Raw genomic sequence first — 25956 nt, 5'->3', positions numbered from 1 at the left:
TAATATTATATATATACATCATCATTTATACAACAAAATATTTTAATTATTCTGACTTTAATAATTATTATCTTTTTTAGAATAATAAGTGCAGATAATAATAATTATTCACAGTTTTTTTCTTATTTCATTAAGAGTTAACATTTTATGCAAAAAATTATTTGCAAATTAAATTTATTTTTATGCATTTTTTATTAACTGTCAGTAGTCCTTCATACAAAAAAAAGCCGCCTATCGGCAGCTTTTAAAACTATTTAACGCGCATGAGCTATCGTCTGGTTAATATAATCGTAAGCTGGCTTCCTGCACCAGGTTTAGTCATATGAACACCTCTTATTTCCCTTTATAAGGAATCACGTCTTTGCCGTATTCTTTCTTAATAAAAGCTTTCATTTCATCAGATTGCAGCACTTTGAGTAAGTCCTGAAACTTCTTATCATTTTTATGGCCTTTCTGGACCGCAAGAATATTGGCAAACGGTGATGACTCATTTTCTATAGCAATCGCATCACGTGACGGGATAATCCCATTATCGATTGCATAGTTGGAATTGATGATGACAGCATCTCCTTCATTATTTTTATAAGTTTTAGGAAGGAATTCCGCACTCTGATCATTATTGAACTCAATATTTTTCTTGTTTTCTACAACATCAGTGAACTTAGCATCTTCAATTTTAACGCCTTTTTTAATTTTAATTAAACCTTCATTGACGAAAAACGACAGAAAGCGTCCTTCTTCAGCCGGGTTGCTTGAGACAAAAATCTTGGCGTGATCAGGCAGGTCTTTTAAGCTCTTATGCTTTTTGCTGTAGACGCCCATTGGTGTTGTGAATACTTTTCCGACTTCTTCTATTTTGTAACCATGCGTTTTCTTCTCTTCATTCAAATAAGGCACGTGCTGGAACAAATTCGCATCAACATCCCCTGCTGCGAGTAATTTGTTAGGAATTTTATAGTCATTGACGATCTTCACTTCGACATCATAACCTTTTTTCTTCATAGCGATCGCTGTATGTTTAACAACTTCCCCATGAGGAGCAGGTGAAGCTGCGACAACAATTTTCTTGTCTGCTGCTGTTTTTTCTTCGCCGCAAGCGGCTAGAACTACTGATAACACTAATAATACTGCTAAGCTGATGAATCTTTTCATGTTGAATTCCCACCTTTTGATTGATTGTCTTAACAACGATCAACTCATCAGTTCACAGCAAAATAAAAAATACTTCCTCCAATATAAGAGAAAGTATAAAATCCTTTCTCTCATCTTCTAAAGTATTGCTACTTTATGTGAATTAGCACCATGTCGTTAAACGACGGTTGCCGGGTTTCATAGGGCACATCCCTCCACCACTCTTGATAAGAGTTAACGTTATTAAATTGGTTTTATCTTAGCATGAGGAAATTTTTACGTCAATGGCTTCATGAAAATTAATTGTAAACTATTCTTTTTCTTTAAAATTCTTTTTAAGGGGAACTAATATCTGCTCTTGTGATTTGCCTACTTTACTTTCTACACTGGCTAGAAATGCGCCTTCTACGAGCGGGAAGTGAGCGACAGTAATATGAGTGAAATCATTCATTTTATTATATTAATCCATACATTTTACTCTATAAAAATATTAATGAAATGCTTTACAAATGATTTCGTCCATAGTAATATTATAAATCGTAATGATTACGTATTGGAGGAAGACAGATGAAAGTTCCGATTACAGTACTCAGTGGATTTCTTGGCGCCGGTAAGACCACTTTATTGAATCATATACTGACGAACACTCAAAACAAGAAAATTGGTGTTATTGTCAATGATATGAGTGAAGTAAATATTGATGCTGATTTAGTCGATATGAGGCGGACAGACGAAAAGATGATTCAACTGCAGAACGGCTGTATATGCTGCACACTCCGTGAGGATTTGATGATAGAAATTAACAACCTTGTTGCCCGGTCAGAGCTTGATTACATCGTTATTGAATCAACTGGAATATCCGAGCCTGTTCCCGTTGCTCAAACATTGACATTAAACGATGAAGTGCTCGGCATTAATCTTGCTGAACAGACGCGTCTTGATACGATGGTGACAGTAGTAGATGCCAACCGATTCTGGACTGATTACGAAGCGGGCGAGTCACTGCTTGATAGAAAGCTCGCAGCTGACGAGTATGATACACGTGAGATCATCGACTTATTGATAGACCAGATTGAGTTTGCTGATGTTATTCTGCTTAATAAAGCAGATCTTGTCAGCGCTGAAGATGTCGGTGAGCTTAAAGCACTATTAAAACAGCTGAATCCTGAAGCTAAAGTTTATGAAACAGCTTATTCAACGATCGACCTTGATTTAATATTGAATACAGGACTATTTGACTTCGATAAAGCGAGTCAAAGTGCCGGCTGGATTAAAGAGCTGAATGAAGAGCACATACCAGAAACAGAAGAATACGGTATCGCCTCATTTGTGTACAAAAGAAAACGTCCATTTCACGCAGAACGCTTTATGGACTGGCTGATGAATTTTCCTGCTGATATCGTCAGATCAAAAGGATTTTACTGGCTCGCCACGCGTCATGACACGTGCGGTCTGTTATCTCAAGCCGGCAATTCCCTGCAGATACAAGGTGCAGGCGAATGGGTCGCAGCGGGTTCCCCGGAAGATATTAACAGCGCACTCGCTATGGATCCAACGTTACAATCTCGCTGGGACAGCACGTACGGAGACCGTCAGACAGAGCTTGTCTTCATCGGAATTGATATGGATCAGGAAGAGATTACTCGTACGCTTGACGCTGCGTTACTGACTGATGAAGAGATGACGATGGACTGGACTGCCATGAAGGATCCACTGCCGCCTTATACCGAAGTCGAGCAGCCGGACACTATATTATCATAAGGAGGAACAATCATGAGAGTTAATGTGACACTCGCATGCACAGAATGCGGAGACCGTAACTATATCACCAAGAAAAACAAAAGAAATAATCCTGAACGTATCGAACTGATGAAATACTGCCCACGACTGAAGAAGCATACACTGCATAGAGAAACTAAATAAAACGAAAATCTTGATGAACTATCATCAAGATTTTCTTTTTTTACACTCATTATAAATGTTTGACGATATGAGGCATATCCCACGGTGTAATAATACCGATGATATCCTCTTTTTTTGTGAGTCTGCCGAGCGGCGTAATAAGCACGACAAGGTTAGAATGCCCTCTTTCATTAATGCGCTGCAGCATTTTCTTCTCCACTTCATAAAGCGGCAAGTTATTCTTGACGATGATATAAGACGAAAACTCCTCATCTTTATCAAGTACATCCGCGATTTTGACTTCTGACAAGTCGACGATTTCATCGACAATGACAATCGACAGCCAGTTAGTGATCCCGTTGTCAGACAAGATCCCTTTAAACTCCCTGTCTTCAAAGACAGGATATTGAGTCACCTGATATTTCTTCACGAGGCTGAGGGCATCTGTCAGTGAATCATTGCAATCAAGCGTCATGACCTGCTTCTTGAAGATTGAGACAGTTTCCGGCTTTTCGAGCTTGATTCTTATCGCTTTTAGTTCTTTGATGAATTCGTTGGATGGCTCAGCAAAATTATAAGCTTCTGTTTGATTATGCACTAATAAATTGCGCAGCTCTCTTGCCACGTCTATTTGATTCTTATATCGCCTAATCACAGAATGCGTCTCTTTCATCTCATGGAACAATGAACCGAAGTCGTCTTCTTTCCCGGTGATTTTCTGCATAGCTTTATGAAGTGAATTAAATTCAGCGATAAACTGGTTAAAATTATTCATGGGCAGCTCCTTTAATCAATGTTATTGGTTAGTATAACATTGACTTACGTACTGCTTTTTCTTATTATTTCTCTGCCTGTTGATTGTCGTTTCAAGTGCCTGTTGTAAATCAAGGATAAGTTCTTCTGCGTTCTCCAGCCCGACTGATAGTCTGAACAAGCCTTGTGTGATGCCCCGCTGTCTTCTGACGAGTTCCGGTATAGCAGCATGACTCATCGTCGCAGGATGGGACAATATTGTTTCTACGCCACCCAGACTGACTGAGACAAGCAGTAGTGTAACGTTATCCACAAACGTTTGAGCTTGCGTCTCATCTGCCAGCCTAAAGCCAATGACTGCCCCGCCGTTTACTGCTTGTTTCACGTGAATATCACTGTCTGCTGGATAGTAAACAGTCGCTACAGCAGGATGCTGCTTCAGGAAACGGCATACTTTCTCAGCGTTAGTCACGCTTTGATTAAATCGTACTGCCAATGTCTTCAAATTTTTCGTCAATGTCCATGCATCATAGACACCGAGTCCCGAGCCTGTGCCGTTCTGGATGAGATAAATGTCCTCAGCAAGCTTCGGACAGTTGACGATGACTGCTCCTGCGATAAGGTCGCTATGACCGCTTAGAAACTTGGTCGCCGAATGAATGACAATATCTGCCCCGTGCTTAAACGGCGACTGCCCGAGTGGTGTCATAAACGTATTATCGACTGCCAGCAGCACATCATTGTCCTTGGCAATTTGGCTGACTCCTGAAATATCAGTGACTTTGAACAGTGGATTAGACGGTGTTTCCACATAAATCAGCTGTGTATTAGGCTGCACTGCCCGAGCAATTGCTCCTAAATCTGTCTGATCTACCGTTGTGAAGTCAATGCCGAAACGCCTGAAGATGCGTTCCGTCAATCGATAAGTCCCGCCGTATACATCGTCCGGCAGAATGACATGGTCGCCGGCCTTCAATGTCATAAAGACAGCAGTAATGGCAGCAATCCCTGAACTAAAGGCAAAACCGTGGTTACCGCCTTCTAAGTTAGCAAGTTTCTCTTCCAGCAGACTGCGGTTCGGATTACCGCTTCGTGCGTAATCATAGTCAGCAGCACCACCCAGTACTTCCTGGTGATAAGTCGAAGAGTAATAGAGCGGCTGATTGGCTGACGTATAGTCTTTGCCTCTCGGACTATCGAGTATCAACGATGTTTCCTGTGAGTAACTCATCATACCGCCTCCTTGACTGCTGCATGTTTTAGCGCCTGGATAATGTCTTGTTCAATATCATTGTAATCTTCGATACCTACAGAGATTCTGATTAACTGCTCATCAATCCCACGCTTCTGCTTTTCTTCCTCGGGCATATCGACATGCGTCTGTGTATAAGGGAACGTAATGAACGTTTCAGTACCGCCGAGGCTCTCAGCGAAAATACAGACTTTCAACTGTTCAAGAAACGGGCCGACTTTATAATTGTTGTTCAGCCTTAAGCTCAGCATCCCACTCTCGCCCGCGTACAATACTTCCTGAACAGCTTCGTGACTTTCGAACGCTTGCGCCAGACGCCGGGCATTATCGCTGGAACGTTCGATTCTCAAGTGCAGTGTCTTTAAGCCGCGGAGCAGCAAATAGCTGTCAAACGGTGATAGTGTGGCACCGATCATATTATGGAACTGACCGAGCTGTTCGCCTAACGTCTCATCATTGACTGTCACGACACCTGCCAGCACGTCATTGTGGCCGCTGATATATTTCGTCGCTGAATGGAGGACAATATCTGCGCCATCTTTCAGCGGTGTAGATAAGTAAGGCGTTAAAAATGTGTTATCAATAATCGTCAGTAGATGACGTTCACTTGCTATGGCATAGAGAGGAGTTAAATCGACAGCAGTCATCAGCGGGTTGGAGATCGGTTCGATGAAAAATGCGCGGGTATTGTCAGTAATTGAGTTCGTCACTTCTTCAATATTGTTGAAATCGATATATTTAAAACAGACGCCGTACTGCTCTGCGTAGTAATCAAACAATCTGAATGTCCCACCGTATAAATCAAATGATACAAGAATTTCATCAGCAGGTTTGAACAGATTACAGACAAGCTGGATGGCAGCCATACCGCTTGCTGTGGCAAATGAATATTTCCCGCCCTCAAGACGAGCGAACACCTCTTCGAAATGAGAACGCGTCGGATTCTTCGTCCGTGTGTAATCAAATCCAGTTGACTCACCCAGCTTGGCATGAGCATAAGCTGTCGCCAAGTAAATAGGATTAGACGTCGCCCCTGTCACATCATCTGTTCGCGAAATTTGTGCTAACGCTGTTTTCATAGTAACTCCTCCTTAAAATAAAAAAATACCCCTCTGAAAAAGAGGAGTACATTGTATCAACTCATATTCCAGGATTCACCTGTTGGATTTAGCACCGTGCATCAGCCGGTTGCTGAGACTTCAAAGGGCCAATTCCCTCCATCTCTCTGTATAAGTTATTAAATTTTATGAAAGTGTATCATTATTTTGAATAGTAATTCAATAGTACTGGTTAATTTAATCTTTAACACTCTATCAATTATTCATTTCATACTAAAATGTTAAAAATACTATACATTATGTTAGAAATACTATACATTAGTTGTAAGGAGTGAATCATTTGAAGTTAACGTCTCGTTTAAAGGAATATAGGGCAAGAGAAAGAATTAGTCAGTCAGAACTGGCTAATAGAGTGAATGTCACACGCCAGACAATAGGTTTTATTGAGAAAGGAACATTTTCCCCCTCAATTACATTAGTACTAAAAATTTGCCACGAATTTGATTGCAGAGTTGAAGATTTATTTACATTGGAGGATGAGTCAAATGAATGAAAATAAAATTCGATTTTATTACCCGCTGGTTCAATTTGTAAGTATTTTATTCCTCGCACTACTAATTATTCCTATTTCTTTAGTAACAGAGTTTAATATCAATGATCAAGAAACGCTTTTTTCAATCAATGTTGACTTCTTTAAGTATGGCATTGATTTTAGTGTCATCATGCTTATTGCACTTGTGTTAAATTTAATATTTCTCATAGTGATGATTTACTATTTCATTAAAATCAAGAAGCAGCACAAACATTTAAATCTACTTAATAATATATTTCCAGAAATCAATGACAATGATGAAGGATTATCTTTCGTTACGTACCAATCGCTGAAAGCTGTCTATAGCTTTATCGGCTTAGCGTTACCTATTATGGTCGGCATTATATTATTTCTACCTGATAATTTTGTAACAAAGTCACTGTTTCTTACATTACTGATGTTTATTGCGGCGGCATCTTACTTCATTTATTTTTTAAAAACAAGGCAACTGCTAAAATGATTTTATTATCATTCAGCAAATAAAAAAGATGAGATTAAATCTCATCTTTTTTATGTTATTTAACCGGTATCCACATTTCAGCTGTATAGTCAGCTGCTGTGACATTACCGAAAGGATAGTATTCAAATTCTGGAGCATTTCTTAAGTCATGCTGGGAAGCAGGTATAATGACTTCATAAGCTTCATTAGTGACACGCTGAATTTCACGCGAAACGGGGCGTCCTGCCTCAAATACTATATATTTACCTGCCGGGATGTTATGAGAAGCCCATTCTGACGTTTCCCGGTCAGAACTCACTCCGATCATATAATCGACACCGTTGTCCGTCGGAAAATATATGCCGAAAAATCCTTGAAATTGTTCATCTGCTTCAAGTGTTAAGCGCGCGCGTTGGTCTGACTGCTTAAAGTCAGTCCAGAACTGCTGTATTTTTTCCTGTGCTTCTTCTATACTGTCGTAGCTTCTTTTCTCTCCGATGACCCGTGTCTCTGCTAGTTCTCTTACTTCATATGCCATTATTCTTCCTCCTCGGATGATATCATAGATCATCTATTTATTTAAATGACATCTTAAATACTTTCGGCAGTTCTGCCTCAAAGCGCATTGCTTTATTGGTCGTCGGATGTGTGAATGCCAGAACGTTTGCATGTAAGCCGATACGTCTGAACGGGTTTGTTACAGCTCCGTATTTTTTGTCACCGACAATCGGATGACCAAGCTCTTTCATATGAATCCGTATCTGGTTTTTACGCCCTGTCTCCAGATTGACTTTTAATAATGTCTGCGTGCGATTGGTGTTCAGCACTTTATAATACGTCACAGCCTTTTTGCCGTTGTTCGGAGTTTTGCTGGAATGCATGGTCAACGTTTTATCTTCAGTGAGCCAAGTTGTAATAGTGCCATCTTCTGTCATGCGGCCTTCTACAAGTGCGATATAAGTCCGTTCACTTACTAACTGCTTCCAGTTGTGCTGCAGCACTTGCTGCGCTTTTTTGTTTTTCGCATACATCATGACACCGGACGTCTCGCGGTCGAGCCGGTGGACTACATATATACGGTTTTGTGGATGTGCTCTTTTAACATAGTCTGACAGCAGGCGGAATGCTGTGTTTTCGTTATCTTTTTCTGATGCAATAGATAACAGCCCCGCTTCTTTGTTCACTACGATGACATCTGTATCTTCATGCAGTATTTCAATCCCTTTGATTTTCGCTTTTTTGTTCGGTGCGCTTGTACGGATTTCCACGATATCACCTTGTGCGAGTGGTGCATTGAACTGACTCGTTGATTCATTGTTAATAAAGACATGGCCTCTACCGAGCATTGTCTTCACTGTCTTCTTACTTCTCTCCGGCATTACTTCAAATAAAAACTTGAGTAGTTCTGTTGCTTCGTGTACTTCCCATGCGGCGTCACGGCCATTTCTTCTGTTCATTATATACGTCCTTTCGGTCATGTGATGACCGTGCTATTAATTCATTTTGCTTATTAAATGGTAAGGTGAGTAAAGTGAGTATTTATTAATATATTCAAGCTTAACCAATGAATTCTCTTACAGTGGCAGCCAGCAGGTAAACGTTCAATAGACTGAGAACCACTGCCAAGAGCCAGGCAGCAGCTGTTACAAGTTTAGAGCTGATGAACTCCCCCATGATTTCTTTTCTGCTTGTCGCGATGACAAGCGGGATAATACTGAACGGTAAAGCTAAGCTAAGAAAAACTTGTGTGAATATCAGCAAGTCTTCAATCTTATCATGACTAGAGCCGTAGAACAGCAGGCAGACAAATATAGGAACAACAGCTATTACTCTAGTGATCAGGCGTCTTGCCCACTGCGGCAGCCGAATGTGCAGATAACCTTCCATGACAATCTGACCAGACAGTGTCCCGGTAATCGTCGAGTTCTGCCCGCTTGCCAGTAGTGCAACAGCAAACAGCGTACTCATCGCGGCACCGCCTGCAGCTCCGCCGACATGTGAATGAAGGAGCGCGTTATAAAGCTCATAAAAACGTCCAAGTGACTGCTGGCTGCCATAAAACAGGGCAGCACCTAAAACCAGTAATAGACAATTGACAACAAATGCAACAGACAGCTGAATGTTGGAGTCTATCATGGCATACTTAATAGCCTGACGTTTCCCTTCATCATTTCGTTCATAGTTACGCGACTGCACTAACGACGAATGAAGATACAAGTTATGCGGCATAATCGTTGCACCGATAATTCCAAGTGCTATGTACAGAGCGCCCTGATCAGTGACCACTGCTTTGTGCGGGATGAATCCTTTGAGAACAGCACCCATATCTGGTGATGCCATTATCACTTCGTAAGTAAAGATGAGAAGCACTGAAAAGATAAGGACACCGACAATCGCCTCTATCTTTCTGAAGCCGAGATGCATAATCATCAGCAATAAGAAAACATCGAGAATCGTAATCGCAACGCCAACTGCTAACGGCAGACCAAAGAGCAGATTCAGCGCAATCGCACTGCCGATAATCTCCGCAATATCAGTTGCCATAATCGCGAGCTCGGTAATTAACCACGCGAATACACTTAATTTTTTCCCTGTCATCTGCCTTGTCACCTGAGCGAGATCCATGCCACTTGCGATGCCGAGCCGCGCGCTCATCGCCTGCAGCAGCATCGCTGACAGACTGGACAGCAGAATCACGAACAGCAGAATATAACCATATCGTGCGCCGCCCGTCATCGACGTGATCCAGTTGCCGGGATCCATATAACCTACCGCTACAAGCAGGCCCGGACCAATGTACATCAGCAGTTTTTTCAATCCAGTCGTCTGCGCATCAAAGGACACAGTGCCATTAATTTCTTCTAAACTTTTATTCATATAGCCACCTTTTTAATGGAACTTACCTTACTATCCATCTTCCTTATTATCTTATGAGTACGTTCTTTCCACTGCTTACCATTATAAACGAAGCTGCTACGATTGACACTCATGAGAATTAACTTTAGGTGATCCTTTCCCTCTTCTTCTATTATCAATTAAAAAGCCAGCCCATTAACTGGACTGACCATCATGTTTTAACAAGGAATAAATATAAGCATCCTTATAGTCATCTCTATTTTTCAAATAACTTCTCAGCTTTCCTTCCAGCGTAAACCCGCTTCTCTCAGCTACTTTTTGACTTGGAATATTATCGCACTCTATTATCAGAGTAATTCTGTTGAAGTTAAAGCTGTTAAAACCAAGACTGCATATACCAGTCACGGCTCTAGTCATAATCCCGTTGCCCTGCAGGTCTTCAGACAACCAGTAACCGATATCAGCAGACCGATTAGATTGGTTAATATTATGAAAATCAATCATTCCAGCTACCATCTGCTGGTAGCGGATAACGAGAGTCACCGACTTTCCAGCGCCGAAATTTTTCATCATTTCTTTAAAAGTAATGATCTCCTCATCTTCGTTTTGAAGATGATCAAGCCATGGCAGAAATTCTTTCAAATAATCACGCTGTCTCTCAATTAAACGATAGACGACCGGACCATCTATTTCCGGACGAGGGAGAGCAAGTTCTAGTTCATCATCAATTTTGTATGAAAGCATGTATATCCACTCCTGTTATGTTATCCTCAAATGTCTTTCATCTTTTATTTCTTCTAAATAACTAACAATCTGTAAATAATTTTCGTCAGTAAAATCTGTAAATATATACCACTCTGAACGATAATATATTTCAAATTTGCTTTTTAACATGCCTTTTTTAAATCGATATGTTTCAATCTCATCAATCGGAATGCTGTGAGAATTAACTGCTGCTTCTAATAATGGGTTAAAAATAATTAATTGGTTCGTTGTATCTAATATTAACTCACCTGGAAAGTTAACCATTCTAAAATTAAAAGTTTTTATTTTACATGCTGTTTTTATCATCATCTCGTCACCTCTAATATTTTATTTAAAAAATATATGATTAATCACAACTATCGATGAAATGAATCGTGTATCTTTCATATGGATCCACTCAGAATACTAGTGACGTCTATAATCATTTAGATTCTCGAACACATGCATCAGTTGTTTGTTTTCTTTAAAGATTTGTAACTGCAGCTGATGAGAAGGATCTGTTAATGATTTAACATTAAAGTCCGGTTTAAACGTATCATTTATAATCATTTCCTTGTCCAGCACATCACCGGCAGCAGGCGTTAGTTTAAGCGTTTTCGACGTGCTTTTATGACCGGATTTTAGTATTTCATCCGGATACAAAATATTTATATATAGCACTGGATGATGTTTTTCTATGTAACTACTAGCACTTGGATCTATAACATATTTAATAATGTACTGCACATTGTTATTTGCTGTTTTAACATTAAAATCTTTAATCATAAAGTGCGGCTGAATAAATAAGTCTTCTACTGTTAATGCTTTATTAACTGCAGGAGTTTCCTCTGCTTTTTTGGCCTGCTCAGTTGTTACCTCTTCTTGTTGTTTTTGAACTTTGGCATGTTCCCTATGCTGGCTGCAACCTGTTATAACTATCAGTAATATGATGATGACAACTAATCTCTTCATTAATCACCACAGCTCCATTATTTAATTTCACAGAAATATTACAATATTCTAATTTTTTATATATAATTACATCATAATATGTAACGTCTGGAATTGGAAGCAAATTATTAATTTTATAATAATTTACTTTTTATTGGATTAAACTATAGAGGTGCATTGGTAGCAATAACGATGATTAAAAATATTACAGAGGAAAATTTAACCGAGCTATAAATTCAGTGCACTTCTTTCTTATTCAAGATACCTATTAAACCCGCCTTCGCTGTTAATCAGCTGACCAGTAATCCACTGGCCTTTATCACTGTGCAGGAATAATACTAAGTTAGCAATATCGTCAGGCTGCCCCCAGCGTTTGTCATTGAATTGATTCGAAATCTGATGATAGACTTCACTGTTCTGCTCGATATAACCTGTATCTGTCGGCCCTGGATTAACAACATTCACTCTGATATTCCGTTGTGCCAGTGCATATGAGCTTTGCATGCCTAAGTTTGTGACAGCTGCTTTTGATACCGCATAAGGAATCTCAGAAGTCATCGGTCCTAGGTGTTGACCTGACGTAAACAAAGTAATGCATCCTTTTTCTGCTTGTAATTGTGCCTTGAAGTGTTTAATCAGCAGCATAGCAGCTGTTACATTCACTGTCAGATGTTTATTAATCTCTTCTGCATTCCAGTCGTCAAGCCCACATTGTGTACTATAAGCATGACAAATAATCATGTGTGATATTTCATATGGCACTAATTCATTAATGAGCGATTGTACGTTGTCCGCTATCGATAAATCACAATCTTTCAGGCGAACAAACTGATCCTGATACACATCTCCAGCATCAGCATAACCCATCTCCTGGTCATATTCACTTGAACCATGGGCATAAACTTTGTAGCCTTCCTTTAAGAAACGACGGACTAAATTCGCACCGATTCCGCCTTTGCGACTGACACCTGTAATCAATATATTCTTCATAAAATCCTCCTTATATCAACATCCATCAATGATAACCGGCTTATTGCTTTAGTGCTGTTGCTCCTTTAAGTGCTGGTGCATAAGTTTAAGCGGGCCATTATACGCAAGTGTGAACGCGTACTTAGCTATATTCTCTTTTGATTCCTGCATGCCATTTTTCACCCATTCTTTAATCAGCCCTGTCTGTGCGTTGACGATAAAAGCAAAGTAATATTCAATCGGCACGATGTTCAATTGCTCAGGCAGATCAATGTTACTCTGTACATAACTTCTGATGATACGTGAAAATTTCTGCGGCAGTCCTGCATCTTGATTGATTAACGTCACATTGAAAAATTCTTTATGATTGATGATGACCTGCAATATAATCTCAATCAGCTGTGTTGAGTGCTGCTCCAGATTAACATCAACTTGAGGATATTTGCGGTCCTGCAGTGCTTCCTCCAGTTCACGCATCACTTCATCTTCCAGCTGATCACGTAAATCAAACTTATCGAGATAATGCAGATAGAAAGTACCGCGGTTGATGTCTGCTTTCTCTGTAATCTGATTGATCGTGATATCTTTGAATGGTTTCTCCGCTAATAAGCTGAAGTAAGCATATTTAATACTTTCTTTTGTTTTTCTCACGCGTCTGTCTAACATTATTTTTCCTTCTTTCCAGAAATGATAAACATATAATAATTATGTGTTCATTAATCATCACATTATATATTATTGGTTATTGTGTTCTTTATTATTCGAATTATAATATACATTGTAATTATTAATCAACATTATGTTCAATAAGGAGAAAACATATGAATATTTTAAAAAATAAACTATTTTACTTACCGCTTATTACCGGCTCACTGCTCATCTGGATTATGTCATTAGCTTTTTCCCCAGCTTTCAATCCGAAGCCAAAGAACCTGCCGATTGCTGTCGTCAATATGGATAAAGGACTGCTGATTCAAGGTAAGCAGATGAACATCGGCGAGACTTTTACCGATAAAATTAAAGATAACAAAGACTTAAATGAAACAGTTGATTTTGTCACTGTAAAGAGCGAGAAAGATTTGAAAGACGGTTTTGACAACAACAAATATTACAGTGCTCTTGTAATTCCAGCGAACTTCACTGAGAATGCCACAAGCGCTATGCGTCACGAAATACAGACTGCGAAAAAAGCTGAAGCAGCGGCGCAGGCGAAAAAATCTCAGACTGATTTAAAAGCTAAAGTCGCAAGTGGCGTCATCTCGCCGCAGCAGGCACAAGTCATCGTCCAGCAGATGCAGGCGAAAATGAAAGAAATGCAGAAAAAGAACGCAGACCTGCTAAAACCGATCATTGTTGAAAAAGGTCAGCTGGAAGTTATTATCAATCAAGGTGCCTCAGTACAGGCGGCACAGATTAGTGACAAAATGCTGTCTAGTATGGGTAACAATATCAATATCATGTTAAGCAAACAGGCTGTAAAAAATCTGTCCGACAATCAAATTAAAGTATCAGCTGATCACATGGACCAACTGATGAATCCTGTGACAGTGAAACATACAACAATGAATAAAATTCACGACCATCAGGGAAATGGTATGGGCGGCATGCTGCTCTTCACACCTATCTGGATGGGTTCACTTGTATCAGCAGTTGTGTTATTCTTTGCTTTCCGTACTTCACATCTTGTGACACAAGGTGAACGCCTGAAAGCGACATTCATGCAGTTTGCGATGGCGGCTTCAGCGGCCATCGTCTCAAGTGTGCTCGGCGTATGGTTTATCACGCAAGTTCTCGACTTCTATATGCCAAACATCACGCAGACAACGATGTTCATCGCAATTTCAATGTTCGGCTTCATTATGCTGATCCTTGGAGTCATGTCATGGCTCGGCATGAAAGCCATTCCGCTATTTGTGCTGCTGTTATTCTTCAGCATGCAGATGCTGACGTTACCTAAACAAATGCTGAATGATTTCTACCAGACCTATGTCCTGACTTGGATTCCTTTTGGTTTCTATGTCGATGGTTTACGTGAACTGATATATCTCCATAAAGATCTGACACTCAATACACCGATCATTGTCATGACCGGCCTTGCAACATTCGGTATGGTGATTACGTTACTCGCTGCTGTACTGCGCAAGCATAGCGACAAACGTGCTGAAGTACCTGCATAAAATTATCTTCTCCTTAAAATACACCCCGGACGTTAGATTTAAATCTAACGTCCGGGGTGCTTTCAATTGTAATACCATTGTTATGAGGCTTACTTATATTCTATTCTGTGTAACCACTGATTACTATTTTTCATTGTTTTCCTATAGTATGTCTGCTCTGCCGACGGTCATTATGAACATCAGTACATCAACCTATATTTAGACGCATGTCGATACCAAAATATTATCAATCGTCCAGAGATGATAATTAAGATGCTATTGAAATAAAAAAACGACCCATCAATGGATGAGACGTTTCACAAGAAACTGTTAAGATATTCTGTCATCCTGTTTGCGCACTTTATAGATAATATATCCGATAATAAAGCCAATCAATGCCGGCAGCACCCAGCCCATGCCGATCGAGAAGAATGGCAAATAGTGATTTCCGAAATTTATAATACTTTCGGCGAATCTTGTCTGACTGAGAAATGCAGGACTGGCTTTAATACCATCAATCAGTGCTGCAATCAATGTGAAGTAAATGGTTGTCTGATAAACAGTTCTTGAATGGTGATAAAACCCGCCGAATAAAGTCAGCAGAATCAGTACAATCGATAACGGATAGAGGAACATTAAAACCGGCACAGAATAGGCGATAATCTGAGTTAGACCGAAATTTGCGATAATGAAAGCAGCGAAGCTCACAACTGTCGCGAACATAATATACTTCTGACTCGGGAATAGCTCAACGAATGTCTCCGAGAAGGCAGTGATTAAGCCGATAGCTGTTTTCAGACAGGCAACGATAATAATTAATGATAAGAGAATGATACCATAACCACCTAAGTAGTACTGAGCAATCTGTGCCAGCGCAATTCCACCGTTATCACTCACTGCAAACTTCCCTAGACTCATCGTCCCCATGACTGCGAGTAATGTATAGATAAGCCCCATTAGAATAACCGTTATAAGACCTGACTTGACGGTTTCTTTCGCAATGATTCTCGGCTCCGTGATGCCGAGTTTCTTAATCGTTGTCACGATGATGATACCGAATGCCAGTGACGCGAGTGCATCCAGCGTGTTATAACCATCCACAAAGCCCTTCAAAAGAACAGAATCCTGATAATCAGCGGACACTGCTGCGGTTGTCACGCCACCAATAGGATGAATCATAGCCAGCAGAATGAGAAGTCCTAAGAGAATCAGAAAGACTGGATTCAGAAACTTACCGATATAATCTAGAATTTTCGATGGACGACGTGCGAAGAACCATGCTGTTAAGAAGAATATTGCACTGAATAAACTTAAATATAAGCCCACTGATCCTTTTGGTAAAGACGCGCCGAACGCAATCTCAAAAGAAGTCGTCGCCAGTCTCGGTAATGCAAAGAATGGCCCGATAACTAAGTAGAGCAGAATGGTGAATATATAGGCATATGTTTTATTGACGCGATTCGCAATATCGAATAGACCATTTGTCTTTGAGATTCCAATTGCAATAATACCGAGGAACGGCAGACCAATCGCTGTAATCAGGAAGCCGAGATTAGCAATAAAGACATTTGAGCCTGCGGTCTGACCAAGGTGGATGGGAAAAATCAAGTTCCCCGCCCCAAAAAACAGACCAAATAACATCGAACCTATAAAAAGGTTTTCTTTAAAAGTTAGTTTTGTTTTCATAGATATTACTCCTAAGGTGTATTCAATTATCTGGTTATTGAAAAATTCATTATCATCCTTTAAAGCGCGGCAGATGATTATCATCCCATTATAATATAAGTGTCAGAAAAATAGAACTCCAGTGCAGATATACCCGCTTTAAATGTATTAATTACATTATAGACGGTCTGTCTTGAACGCTTAATTCTCCGGCAGATCTCACTGACCGAAATTTTCTGGTGGTAATATGATTCTATGAACGCAAGTTCATCCGTGGTAAGATGTGTATAGGCCATTTGTGCTAACTCCTTATGTTTTCTTTGGACGGAAATACATATTGAGTTTAGCACAGAAGGCTTTTTTAGTTGTCTAGCTTAATTTTACAATTGGCGTAAGAAATAGACTAAATCATAGGAGGACACTTTACTTATGCGCTGGACTAAACGAAAACAGATGCTGGAATCATTATTGTGCGATTCATTACAGGGGCGTATCCAGATTAATCGAGTCGTATATCGTCAATCCCATGATCAGCCTTCCCGTCTGACGATCACGTTTGATAAAAATGAGATCTTTGCCACTGACAACATCTCATATGAAAGGGAAGCTTATAGACTCGGGAATCATATGGAAAGAAGTGAAGAGATGCCTTCACTTGATGAACGTTATCGTTTTATGATGGATGAGCTGTCAGAAACAGAAAGTCTGATTTACCAACATCGTATGGAAGAAGCGAATAATAAAGTAGAAGAAACTCTACATCAGCGGGGGTTATACGCCGACTATACTATTTATGATTTTTTCAACTATAATCAGTTATCGATACAAGAAGCAATGAATAACCGAAGTGAAGTGATACGTGCCTACGCCATGTTTGATAGAAGGTTAGGTATGAGAAAACTGCAGAATATAGACCTCCACCAAGAACAGCCACTTGTCCAGAAATTTTCTTCCATCAGAAAGAATGCTGAGAATCTTTAAAAAAAGAAGCACTCATTCGAGTACTTCCCTGTCATGCTACTTTCTACGAATAAATATCAATAACCCAGTACCTGCTACAAATAACATACTTGCAAGACCAGCAAGCAGACCTTGTTGTTCACCAGTCATCGGTAATTTTTTCATTTCTTGCTTTTCTTGTTGTGCCATTTGTTTCGTATCTATTTTATTGTCAGCTTTATTCATCACAGTCATTTCATTATCTTTATTATCTTGATGCACTACAGCTTTTTCTGATCTCATTTCATTTTGGTTCGTTGATGAGTTCATCATTTTTGCTTCAGGTTTCTTTTTAACCTCATTCATTGCTTTCGCAAGTGTCTTGCTATCATCAACTTTGCTATCTATCTTCTTATCTTCTTGTTTTGGATCTTGTTTGTTTTCTTCCTTCGATTCTACTTTCTGTTCTTCATGCGGTTTTTCCTTAGATTCTTCTTTTGGTTCTTCCTTCGCAACCGGCGTGCCATATACATATTCTGTGGCACCTGACTTCACGAATTTGTTCGGCAACCTCTCACCGTTTAAGTAGATGTCGTAAAGTGTGCCGACTGTCAGATTATCACTGAATACTAACTTGCCGTTTTCCGCCGTCACTGCCTCTGCCACTTTTACGCCCCCGCGGTATAACGCTACTTTCTGTCCTGCTAACGGATTGTTATTCTCATCGACTACAATTACTGTCGCAGGCTGTGTTTCTGCGTTATATTTGCCGTCACCTTTCGTATCGACGAAGAATGTGTTTTCTAATTTAGAGCCTTCCACACCACGCAGTGTGTAACCCTGGTTCACGCCATTGACATATACCGCAAAGTTTCTTCCTGCTGGTACATCAAATACTACGTTACCATTTGCATCTGTCGTCATTGACTTGTAGAAAACGTCACTTTCTGTGATGTCGTATAAGTCCACTTTCTGATTCGCTACATTCTGCATATCCTTGTTAATAACGTGTGCTGTAAATGTTGCGCCTGCGACCTTTTCTTTCACAGCCGGTGTACCATATACATATTCTGTGGCACCTGATTTCACGAATTTGTTCGCTAACTTCTCACCGTTTAAGTAGATGTCGTAAAGTGTGCCGACTGTCAGGTTATCACTGAATACTAACTTGCCGTTTTCCGCCGTCACTGCCTCTGCCACTTTTACGCCCCCGCGGTATAACGCTACCTTCTGTCCTGCTAACGGATTGTTGTTCTCATCGACTACAAATACTGTCGCAGGCTGTGTTTCTGCGTTATATTTGCCTTCCCCTTTCGCGTCGACAAGAATGTGTTTTCTAATTTGGAGCCTTCTACACCACGCAGTGTGTAACCCTGGTTCACGCCATTGACGTATACGGCAAAGTTTCTTCCCGCAGGCACATCAAATACGACATTACCATCTGCAGCTGTCATCATTGACTTATAGAAAACTGCGCCTGCTGTAATGTCGTATAAGTCTACTTTCTGGTTCGCTACATTCTGCATATCCTTGTTAATAACGTGAGCTGTAAATGTTGCGCCTGCTGTATTCGCAACTACTGCAGGTGCTGAAGGTAATGCTTCTCTTAAAACTGCAACGTTCAGATCATTACCTTTCTTGAAGTATGCATTACTGATCTTCACACCTTCAACTTCAATACGATAAATTTTATTGTCTTCTAAAGCATCAAAGCTCGCGCGCCCATTTGAATCCGTCACAGCTGATGCAACTTGCTTGTCACCATCAAACAATACAACATGCGCACCATTTGCATTTAAACCTTCTTCGTCTCTTACATTTACGTAAGACATCACTGAATTTGTCGCAGCAGAAGCATGCTGTGCTGCAACGACTTCTACTCCACCTAATAATAACGCTGTACTCAATACGACTTTACTCATTTTTATATTCATATTCTCGCCTATAAATCGTAATCATTACGATTTAATTATAAAACATTCTACCTTATAATCAATATATAAATTTACTCTTATTAACTTTTGGCCTAATTTATGACTCTATCTATAAAAATTTATAATAAGGTCGCCAATTTCGAGAATCTTAACACTCTGTTATAGTTTATGATTTCCAAACATATAAAAAGCCCCAAATTATTCTCATTAGAAAAATTTGTGGCTTTTTTTATTATTTAAAACAACTGAAACAGAACAAAAGATAAAAGGGCTAGAATTCCAAAAATTGCTGTAAAACTTAAGACAATTATAATTTTCTCCTTGATATATTTCTTGTTGTCTCTTGGAGTAGAGTTTGTTTTGACTCCATTCTCCATATAATCTAAAATTTCTTTATATGTTTTAACATCATACTTATTTTTTAACCGCTCAATCTTACTTGCATAATAAAATGAAATTCCCCAAAGTAGAAATGGAATAAGAAAACCAAACCACCCCTCACTAAATTTCACTGCCGCACCAAAAGCTAACGCACTTAACAGCGTAAATATTAGCATCAGCTTTCCATACTCATCCATTTTACTGTGATCCACTGCATTTCTCATTACTTTAACATCTCCTTTAACGAGTTGGTCTAAGGAAACGTCAAACAAAGTTGCAAGTTCAATCAAATTATGTAAATCGGGATAGCTTCTTTCATTCTCCCAGTTAGAGATAGTCTGACTTGATACAAAGATTTTTTCGGCCAGTTCCATCTGGGATAAGTTCTGCTCTTTCCTGTAATATCTAATTTGATTTCCTACATCCATGTTCAACAGCTCCTTCCTCCATACCGTAACTTGCTAAAAGATTTCCTGCTATCTAATGTCCTTATAATACTATAAACCTCGATCTATAAAATAATTTATAGTCCACATTTCCTGGGAAATCATTATTGCAGCACTATGCATATTAGAAGTGAAAGGCTCGTCATCTTGGAGAGTCGCTTTATATTTCATTTTTGAATACAATATTACGAATAAGCTGCTTCTTAATCTTTTTGTTATTGTAATTGTGGTTAAGAACCTATATAAAAAATCACTGTTGAACTTCTTCAAACTCAAGATTAACTGGAACTTTTGGTAAACTATCCTTATTCTTTAATGTATCTGTAGAAGGAACTGAATTATCAACTTCTTCTACTGAAAACTGATCAATCCATACTTTGCCTTGACCTACCAATAGCACACCAAAGTGAATGGATTCAGCTGCTTCTGTAACTTCAAGAACTACAGAGTAGTGGTTCCAGTGGGTTGTTCCTGTGATTGCTCGTTCCATCATATTATCAAACTGCAAAATATCTGATTTTTGATCATCAATTCTTGCCCACAATCCTACTTTACCGGCTTCTTCAGTTTTAATAAATGCTGAAAATCTAATTCTCTTACCTATATATTGTTCTGCTGATATACTTTGCATAATTGTTCCAAAGGTATTATCATTATAATCTTTATCTCCCCCTGTTCCATGAATCAGAGCAGATTGTTTTCCTTTATGAAATACTTTTTTATCCGTAGTTATCTTGTATAAATGAGGTGTAGTTCCTGAAACTATCCATCCTTTAATTTCACTATTCATTAAAATAGCCTCCTCTTCCATTAATGCTCCTATTAATCTTCTATATTTCCCTGGTGGCATTCCATAGATTTCTTTAAAGCGACGAGTAAATGCTTCTTGTGATTGAAAGTTGAGTGTTATCGCCAAGTCAATCAAAGTAATATCTGAATACAATAAATACTCAGCTGCTAAAGCAATACGACGTTGAGCTATATACTCATAAAGCGTATAACCTGTAGCTGCTTTAAAACTTCTAATCAGATGAAATTTAGAATAACCTGTTAATCTAGCATACTCATTTAACGAAAAATTTTCTAATAAATTTTGTTCTACAATCTCAATGATTCTATTGATATCCTTATGGTTCAATTAATCACCTCATAATGATTTTAACTTTTATACTTAAAGATTATTTGATTAATATTGCTAATCTTGATATTAATTTTTTTGAATAATAATAATTTGCTACCCATAATTGACAGCCATTCTAAAATTATGTCATTTATAATTGACATATCCAATAATTAGTAATAAACTGATTGTGTCATATATATAAGACACAATTATCCGAGGTTAAATATGAATAAAGTTCGAACTTATCGCAAAGAGTTAAATATGTCTCAACTAGATTTGGCCAAATCTATTGAAGTTGCAAGACAGACTATCAATTTAATTGAGAATGACAAATACAATCCTTCACTGGATTTATGCATTAAGATTGCAAAAGCATTAAAGACTGATCTTAATACTTTATTCTGGGAAGAAGATTAAGGAGAAGGATATGAATCACTTAATGGATAAGATTTTACCTGTTTTTGTAGGACTTGAAACTGAACGTGATGAGTATATGAGATTGCAAGGCCGCAAGATAATGGCATATTGTCACGTATATTCTTTTGCTATCGTTAGTATAGCAATGATGATAAGCCTGATAGCTGACTTGTACTTCGATATGATTTCAATAGGTACATTGCTGTTATTTGTTATTCAACAGATTGTAGCTATCTACACTCTGATAAAGTCCAAGAAAATGAATCTTGATACCGATGAAGTGTATAGCAAAATAGAATATAAAGAAAAATTAAAAACACTTCGTTTTCAAGCTTTAAAAATTGGCATCTTATGGGGAACAACTATGTTTGTATGGATGGAACTCGTATTTCCTCATTTGTCAGGTGAGTCTAGTAACTTAGCAATAGACGGAGTATATCGTTGGGCTTTAGGTGGCCTCTTCTTTGGTACCATTATGTATTTCGTTGCTAAATCTAAAATAATAAAAGAATATGATTAAGGAGATAAATATCAATGAATATCCAAGAAAAAATGCTTCAACGTTATATGGGCTTTCACAATCCTAGAGATGAGTATCAGAAAAATGAGATGTACCATGTTCTTGCAAATGGTACGATTTATATATTCGGTCTCGTAACTCTATTTCTTCTTATCAGCTTATGTTGGGATGTATACTATCATCAGTTCTCAGCCGCAACTCCACTTCTATTGTTTATTCAAACTTTTATATTCTTATTTACTACTCTTAAGGGCAATAAGATCCGAAAAGATAATCAAACTATGTATATCGAATCTTATGACGAAAAACACTATAATCAGCAAATATCAGTGCTAAAGAGACAAATGATTTATGTAAGCATATTCTTATTTACTGCAAATCTTGTTGTTTCAAGTTATGTAACTGCTCTAACTGATAATCATATGCCCCGATTAGATATATTTGATATCTTAGGAACTATTGTAGAAATCAGTATATTAGTGACATTCATATATCTTCTAGCCAAAATGATGATGGCTAAAAGATTTTAAAAATAAACTGATACAGATAAAAATTCGCATTATTATAAACAGCGGATATAGTTCCTGTATAGTTTAATTAATCTTATGTTTCCTGTGGAACAATATAAGAAAGAGAGGTCGTCAAATGTCTATCGTTTATTTTGTCAGGCATGCTGAAAGAGATATAACTATTCAAGAGGACGAGACTGCTCCTTTAACTATCAATGGTAAGAAAGATGCCAATGAACTAAAACATTTCTTTGCCGACAAAAATATTAAAGCTATTTATAGCAGCCCTTATCAACGAACGGTTCATACGATTGAACCTACTGCCTCTTTTTTAAATTTAGACATAAATCTGATCAACGATTTACATGAGAGAAAAATCGGATCATGGATTGACGATTTCTCTTTCTTTTCTGAACAACAATGGAAGGACTTTGATTACAAACGTTTGAACGGAGAATCATTAAATGAAGTAGCTGAGCGATTGTTGGTTGCTTATAGAGAGATAACAAATAATATAGAAGGTGATATCATCATTTGTGGACACGGAACAGCATTTGCAGTCCTATTCCATCACCTAACAGAAGGAGAATTTGGCTTTGACGAGTGGCAACGAATGAAAATGCCCGATATATACAGATATAAGATAGAAAACAAAAAGCTGAAGAAAATAAAATATGTTTAACGGAGTATTAAATGATAAACAAAACAAGAATCATTTGGCTGAATGGCGCTTTGGAGCAGGAAAAACGACGATAGCAAATGCATTAGTGAAAGCTATTCCTAACTCTTATCTTTTCGATCCGGAGCATGCAGGAAGTTATATCAATCACACGATACCTGAGAATATAAAATGCTCTGATTTTCAAGATCATTATGAATGGCGGATGATTAATCGTATGATGTTAAACAAACTACTACGACAATACTTCGGCATCATTGTTATTCCCATGACTATAACAAAGAAAGACTATTACTATAAAATAACTAAAGACATTGATTCTGCTATTATTAAAAACTTCTTCTTAAAAGCCGACAGAGAAACTCTTGAAAACAGGTTAATTGAACGTGGTGACAACGTAGATTCATGGCCCCATCAACAAATCGAGAGATGTCTTAAAGCCTTTGATCAAATAGAGATATATCATATGATTGATACTAGTGAGAAAGAAATTGATGAAATCGTTTCATCTATCCTTATAGAAATTAGTTGAGAGAACTGCCTTAATCAGTTTTATTGGTCAGATTTGTTCACTTTCTATGACTACAAATTCTCCTGTCTTTATTTTATATCTTTGTTTTTTATTGCTGTATTCTGTCCCATATACGAGATTTTGAATAACTTCAAAGACACCTGAATGTGCCACAATCATAATGGACCTTTCATTATCATTCTCTTTAATAATTCTATTCCAACATTGCTGGATTCTTTGATAGAATTCTTTAGGGCTCTCACCTTCTGGATATTTTTCATCCCATTTCAAAGTATTCCAATAAATATTCGGGCACCTTTCTTCTGCAATCTTGTTATCCATTCCAGCTAATAATCCGTTATTCACTTCTCGAAGTTGTCGGCAATAACTAACGTTATTTAAATTTAATAAACTTCTTAATATAGCAGTAGTTTCGACTGCTCTTAGTAAATCACTACTAATTACAGCATCAAACTTTATACCTTTCAATAAATAAGCTGTCCTTTTAATTTGTTCTACACCAGTTGAAGTCAATGGTTCTTTAGACCATCCCCCTCTTTTATTTAATGTATTTTGTCTATGTCTCAGAAGATATACTTTCATAATGCCTCTCTTTTTAACTATTCATTGATTAGTTCGATTAGATTTTATTTAATAATACACCTAGACATGCAAAATAAGCTCTGCTATAAGGTAAAAAATCATCTTTAGTAAATATAAATTCTTCATCATTAGATATTTGATAGCCTACACAGATTTTAGAATAATCTAAGCAAAGATTATAAAAATCCATCTTGTTTACTTTTATCAATTGATCAACTTCAGTATCATGGTTAATTTTTTTACGTTCTTCTTCTGAAATTTCGAGAGTATAGACATTAATAAATTCCTTATCAACTATACTAAGAGTTATTAACTCTTCAGGAATCGTACAAAGGAAGTTCAATCTGTCAAAAGTCACTTTAATGCCCATCTCTTCTTCAATCTCACGAACACCATCTTCGACTATCTCAGTACTGAGTAAATGACCGCCCACTGTTACATCGAGCATACCTTTATAATCTCTGACAACCAAACTTCTTTTTTGCAAAAATATATATTCATCATTTATGAAAATACATTGAAAAGTTTCATGCCACTCTTCATTTTGATGAGCTTCTCGTCTTTCCATCGTTCCTTTGAACTTATAGTTGTCATGATAAATATTTATTATCTCAGTCATAAACTACTTCTTCTCCATAGTATTCATTTAGAAATTCATAAATATCTTTTGTCAAATCCAAGTTTACAGACAAATTATTAATTTCAATTATATTCACTACTAGTACTCCTTCATGTCTTGGCCTTAATTATGAATCAGCAATTTGGATATTGATTAAAATACTTTTTTATTTTTTCAATCTCTGAATAGACTAGCGCTTTCCCTTTGTCGGTACTCTCCCAGGTCGACTTAGAAATATTTCTACTATCAACTACTGGAATGATAATAAACTTGCAATCATTGCAAAAATATTTTTGGTAAGACAATATAACTCGTTTAGCATGGTAATTTTTGCAGATTATTATTACTTTTTTTATACCCAAATTATTTTTATTACATATGTTCTTGCTAAATTCCGCATTCTGTTGTGTATTTTGAGCAAAATGATCCAAATAAATAGCAGAAGGAGAAATTCCATTTTCATAAAGATATTCTGCAAGAAAACCAGCTTCAGTTTGTTTATATGCAAGTTTTTTATTATATCCGCCACTGATAAGAATACAATCAGCATATCTCTTTCGATAAAGTTCGAGTGCTTTTTTTGCAAGAGCGATTTCAGTACTACCAGGAATTAATATAATGTCAGCGGGTTCTGGAATATGTTCAATAAAAATAAACTCACTTAAATAGTTATTTCTCATAAGTTTACCTCATTTATTAAATCTATTGGATGGATTCTTCTTTCGTCTTACTAATTAAGATAAATGTGGCAGTTAGTGATTCTAAAATAACTATTTAAAGTACATTCAAAACGAATGTACTTAGTTT

31 protein-coding genes, 1 pseudogene and 2 riboswitches are annotated in these 25956 nt (G+C 37.8%); of the genes and pseudogenes, 11 read left to right on the top strand and 21 right to left on the bottom strand.

Annotation, left to right across the window (positions count from 1 at the left end):
• Positions 1-333: 333 nt before the first annotated feature.
• Positions 334-1152 carry a MetQ/NlpA family ABC transporter substrate-binding protein gene (locus KFV11_RS00540; protein ID WP_149458963.1) on the bottom strand — a complete coding sequence of 273 codons (819 nt, stop codon included), beginning with the start codon at positions 1150-1152 and terminating at the stop codon, positions 334-336.
• Positions 1153-1259: 107 nt separating this feature from the next.
• Positions 1260-1365, bottom strand: a riboswitch (SAM riboswitch).
• Positions 1366-1698: 333 nt separating this feature from the next.
• Between KFV11_RS00540 and KFV11_RS00535 the strand changes: the two genes are divergently transcribed.
• On the top strand, positions 1699-2892 hold the full coding sequence (locus KFV11_RS00535; protein WP_254250036.1) for a GTP-binding protein: 1194 nt from the start codon (positions 1699-1701) through the stop codon (positions 2890-2892).
• 12 nt (positions 2893-2904) lie between these two features.
• Positions 2905-3054: a 50S ribosomal protein L33 gene (rpmG, locus tag KFV11_RS00530; RefSeq protein ID WP_133416523.1), complete on the top strand. Its 150-nt coding sequence runs from the start codon at positions 2905-2907 to the stop codon at positions 3052-3054.
• A gap of 49 nt (positions 3055-3103) precedes the next feature.
• Here rpmG and KFV11_RS00525 read toward each other — a convergent pair whose 3' ends face one another.
• From KFV11_RS00525 to KFV11_RS00515, 3 genes are read right to left on the bottom strand one after another with little or no spacing between them, the layout of a single operon-like run.
• Entirely contained in the window at positions 3104-3808 is a 705-nt protein-coding gene (locus KFV11_RS00525; protein WP_254250035.1) for a CBS domain-containing protein, read from the bottom strand.
• Between the two features lie 21 nt (positions 3809-3829).
• Complete coding sequence (gene metC, locus KFV11_RS00520) at positions 3830-5017, bottom strand: cystathionine beta-lyase MetC (protein ID WP_254250034.1); 1188 nt, start codon at positions 5015-5017, stop codon at positions 3830-3832.
• Positions 5017-6117: a PLP-dependent transferase gene (locus KFV11_RS00515; protein WP_254250033.1), complete on the bottom strand. Its 1101-nt coding sequence runs from the start codon at positions 6115-6117 to the stop codon at positions 5017-5019. The genes metC and KFV11_RS00515 overlap by 1 nt, the downstream gene beginning before the upstream one ends.
• A 58-nt stretch (positions 6118-6175) precedes the next feature.
• Positions 6176-6274, bottom strand: a riboswitch (SAM riboswitch).
• Between the two features lie 162 nt (positions 6275-6436).
• On the opposite strand from KFV11_RS00515, the gene KFV11_RS00510 reads away from it, so the two are divergent.
• Both KFV11_RS00510 and KFV11_RS00505 read left to right on the top strand, forming a co-directional pair.
• Positions 6437-6649, top strand: coding sequence for a helix-turn-helix transcriptional regulator (locus KFV11_RS00510; protein ID WP_254250032.1), 213 nt, complete (start codon positions 6437-6439; stop codon positions 6647-6649).
• On the top strand, positions 6642-7148 hold the full coding sequence (locus KFV11_RS00505; RefSeq protein ID WP_254250031.1) for a hypothetical protein: 507 nt from the start codon (positions 6642-6644) through the stop codon (positions 7146-7148). Before KFV11_RS00510 ends, KFV11_RS00505 begins: the two co-directional genes overlap by 8 nt.
• 55 nt (positions 7149-7203) lie before the next feature.
• Here KFV11_RS00505 and KFV11_RS00500 read toward each other — a convergent pair whose 3' ends face one another.
• The 8 genes from KFV11_RS00500 to KFV11_RS00465 form a co-directional block, all read right to left on the bottom strand.
• Positions 7204-7665, bottom strand: coding sequence for a GyrI-like domain-containing protein (locus KFV11_RS00500; RefSeq protein ID WP_254250030.1), 462 nt, complete (start codon positions 7663-7665; stop codon positions 7204-7206).
• A 37-nt stretch (positions 7666-7702) separates the two neighbouring features.
• On the bottom strand, positions 7703-8584 hold the full coding sequence (locus KFV11_RS00495) for an RluA family pseudouridine synthase (RefSeq protein ID WP_254250029.1): 882 nt from the start codon (positions 8582-8584) through the stop codon (positions 7703-7705).
• Between the two features lie 100 nt (positions 8585-8684).
• Positions 8685-10004: an Nramp family divalent metal transporter gene (locus KFV11_RS00490; RefSeq protein WP_149458953.1), complete on the bottom strand. Its 1320-nt coding sequence runs from the start codon at positions 10002-10004 to the stop codon at positions 8685-8687.
• Positions 10005-10178: 174 nt separating this feature from the next.
• Positions 10179-10727 (bottom strand): GNAT family N-acetyltransferase, encoded by a 549-nt coding sequence (locus tag KFV11_RS00485; RefSeq protein WP_149458952.1) that lies wholly within the window; start codon positions 10725-10727, stop codon positions 10179-10181.
• A 15-nt stretch (positions 10728-10742) separates the two neighbouring features.
• On the bottom strand, positions 10743-11054 hold the full coding sequence (locus KFV11_RS00480) for a PH domain-containing protein (protein ID WP_170234555.1): 312 nt from the start codon (positions 11052-11054) through the stop codon (positions 10743-10745).
• 99 nt (positions 11055-11153) lie between these two features.
• Entirely contained in the window at positions 11154-11699 is a 546-nt protein-coding gene (locus KFV11_RS00475; protein WP_149458950.1) for a hypothetical protein, read from the bottom strand.
• 231 nt (positions 11700-11930) lie between these two features.
• Entirely contained in the window at positions 11931-12668 is a 738-nt protein-coding gene (locus KFV11_RS00470) for an SDR family oxidoreductase (protein WP_254250028.1), read from the bottom strand.
• A gap of 48 nt (positions 12669-12716) precedes the next feature.
• On the bottom strand, positions 12717-13313 hold the full coding sequence (locus tag KFV11_RS00465) for a TetR/AcrR family transcriptional regulator (protein WP_254250027.1): 597 nt from the start codon (positions 13311-13313) through the stop codon (positions 12717-12719).
• Between the two features lie 155 nt (positions 13314-13468).
• Between KFV11_RS00465 and KFV11_RS00460 the strand changes: the two genes are divergently transcribed.
• The gene (locus KFV11_RS00460; protein WP_254250026.1) at positions 13469-14824 is read left to right on the top strand and encodes a YhgE/Pip domain-containing protein; all 1356 of its coding nucleotides are present in this window, start codon (positions 13469-13471) and stop codon (positions 14822-14824) included.
• Between the two features lie 309 nt (positions 14825-15133).
• On the opposite strand, the gene brnQ is transcribed toward KFV11_RS00460, so the two are convergent.
• Both brnQ and KFV11_RS00450 read right to left on the bottom strand, forming a co-directional pair.
• Positions 15134-16489 (bottom strand): branched-chain amino acid transport system II carrier protein, encoded by a 1356-nt coding sequence (gene brnQ / locus KFV11_RS00455; protein WP_254250025.1) that lies wholly within the window; start codon positions 16487-16489, stop codon positions 15134-15136.
• 110 nt (positions 16490-16599) lie between these two features.
• Positions 16600-16764 (bottom strand): annotated as a pseudogene (locus tag KFV11_RS00450) (helix-turn-helix domain-containing protein); the annotation flags it as partial.
• A 133-nt stretch (positions 16765-16897) separates the two neighbouring features.
• Here KFV11_RS00450 and KFV11_RS00445 point away from each other — a divergent pair.
• Entirely contained in the window at positions 16898-17449 is a 552-nt protein-coding gene (locus KFV11_RS00445; RefSeq protein ID WP_254250024.1) for an SF0329 family protein, read from the top strand.
• A 36-nt stretch (positions 17450-17485) separates the two neighbouring features.
• Here the strand turns inward: KFV11_RS00445 and KFV11_RS00440 are convergent, their stop codons facing one another.
• The 4 genes from KFV11_RS00440 to KFV11_RS00425 form a co-directional block, all read right to left on the bottom strand.
• A complete protein-coding gene (locus tag KFV11_RS00440) occupies positions 17486-18607 on the bottom strand; it encodes an LPXTG cell wall anchor domain-containing protein (RefSeq protein ID WP_254250023.1) in 1122 nt (373 codons plus the stop codon).
• A 62-nt stretch (positions 18608-18669) separates the two neighbouring features.
• Complete coding sequence (locus tag KFV11_RS00435) at positions 18670-19329, bottom strand: hypothetical protein (protein WP_254250022.1); 660 nt, start codon at positions 19327-19329, stop codon at positions 18670-18672.
• Positions 19330-19577: 248 nt separating this feature from the next.
• The gene (locus KFV11_RS00430) at positions 19578-20150 is read right to left on the bottom strand and encodes a helix-turn-helix domain-containing protein (protein WP_254250021.1); all 573 of its coding nucleotides are present in this window, start codon (positions 20148-20150) and stop codon (positions 19578-19580) included.
• Between the two features lie 268 nt (positions 20151-20418).
• The gene (locus tag KFV11_RS00425) at positions 20419-21306 is read right to left on the bottom strand and encodes a helix-turn-helix domain-containing protein (RefSeq protein ID WP_254250020.1); all 888 of its coding nucleotides are present in this window, start codon (positions 21304-21306) and stop codon (positions 20419-20421) included.
• 210 nt (positions 21307-21516) lie between these two features.
• Here KFV11_RS00425 and KFV11_RS00420 point away from each other — a divergent pair, with 210 nt between their 5' ends.
• From KFV11_RS00420 to KFV11_RS00400, 5 genes are all read left to right on the top strand, one after another.
• Positions 21517-21708: a helix-turn-helix transcriptional regulator gene (locus tag KFV11_RS00420; RefSeq protein ID WP_254250019.1), complete on the top strand. Its 192-nt coding sequence runs from the start codon at positions 21517-21519 to the stop codon at positions 21706-21708.
• 10 nt (positions 21709-21718) lie between these two features.
• On the top strand, positions 21719-22228 hold the full coding sequence (locus tag KFV11_RS00415) for a DUF3278 domain-containing protein (protein ID WP_254250018.1): 510 nt from the start codon (positions 21719-21721) through the stop codon (positions 22226-22228).
• A gap of 14 nt (positions 22229-22242) precedes the next feature.
• Positions 22243-22758: a hypothetical protein gene (locus KFV11_RS00410; RefSeq protein ID WP_254250017.1), complete on the top strand. Its 516-nt coding sequence runs from the start codon at positions 22243-22245 to the stop codon at positions 22756-22758.
• A 115-nt stretch (positions 22759-22873) separates the two neighbouring features.
• Positions 22874-23419, top strand: coding sequence for a histidine phosphatase family protein (locus KFV11_RS00405; protein ID WP_254250016.1), 546 nt, complete (start codon positions 22874-22876; stop codon positions 23417-23419).
• Positions 23412-23948 carry a tunicamycin resistance protein gene (locus tag KFV11_RS00400; protein ID WP_254250015.1) on the top strand — a complete coding sequence of 179 codons (537 nt, stop codon included), beginning with the start codon at positions 23412-23414 and terminating at the stop codon, positions 23946-23948. The genes KFV11_RS00405 and KFV11_RS00400 overlap by 8 nt, the downstream gene beginning before the upstream one ends.
• Before the next feature lie 27 nt (positions 23949-23975).
• Here KFV11_RS00400 and KFV11_RS00395 read toward each other — a convergent pair whose 3' ends face one another.
• The 3 genes from KFV11_RS00395 to KFV11_RS00385 all read right to left on the bottom strand — a co-directional run bounded on the left by KFV11_RS00395 (position 23976) and on the right by KFV11_RS00385 (position 25829).
• The gene (locus KFV11_RS00395; RefSeq protein WP_254250014.1) at positions 23976-24530 is read right to left on the bottom strand and encodes a histidine phosphatase family protein; all 555 of its coding nucleotides are present in this window, start codon (positions 24528-24530) and stop codon (positions 23976-23978) included.
• A gap of 37 nt (positions 24531-24567) precedes the next feature.
• On the bottom strand, positions 24568-25149 hold the full coding sequence (locus KFV11_RS00390) for an NUDIX hydrolase (protein ID WP_133417696.1): 582 nt from the start codon (positions 25147-25149) through the stop codon (positions 24568-24570).
• A gap of 134 nt (positions 25150-25283) precedes the next feature.
• The gene (locus KFV11_RS00385; protein ID WP_254250013.1) at positions 25284-25829 is read right to left on the bottom strand and encodes a YdcF family protein; all 546 of its coding nucleotides are present in this window, start codon (positions 25827-25829) and stop codon (positions 25284-25286) included.
• Positions 25830-25956: the final 127 nt, after the last annotated feature.

Source organism: Macrococcus equipercicus (genome assembly GCF_024205945.1).
Taxonomy (GTDB): domain Bacteria; phylum Bacillota; class Bacilli; order Staphylococcales; family Staphylococcaceae; genus Macrococcus; species Macrococcus equipercicus.
Note: the sequence above shows the minus strand (reverse complement) of the source record. Positions and strands in the feature narration are given on the sequence as shown.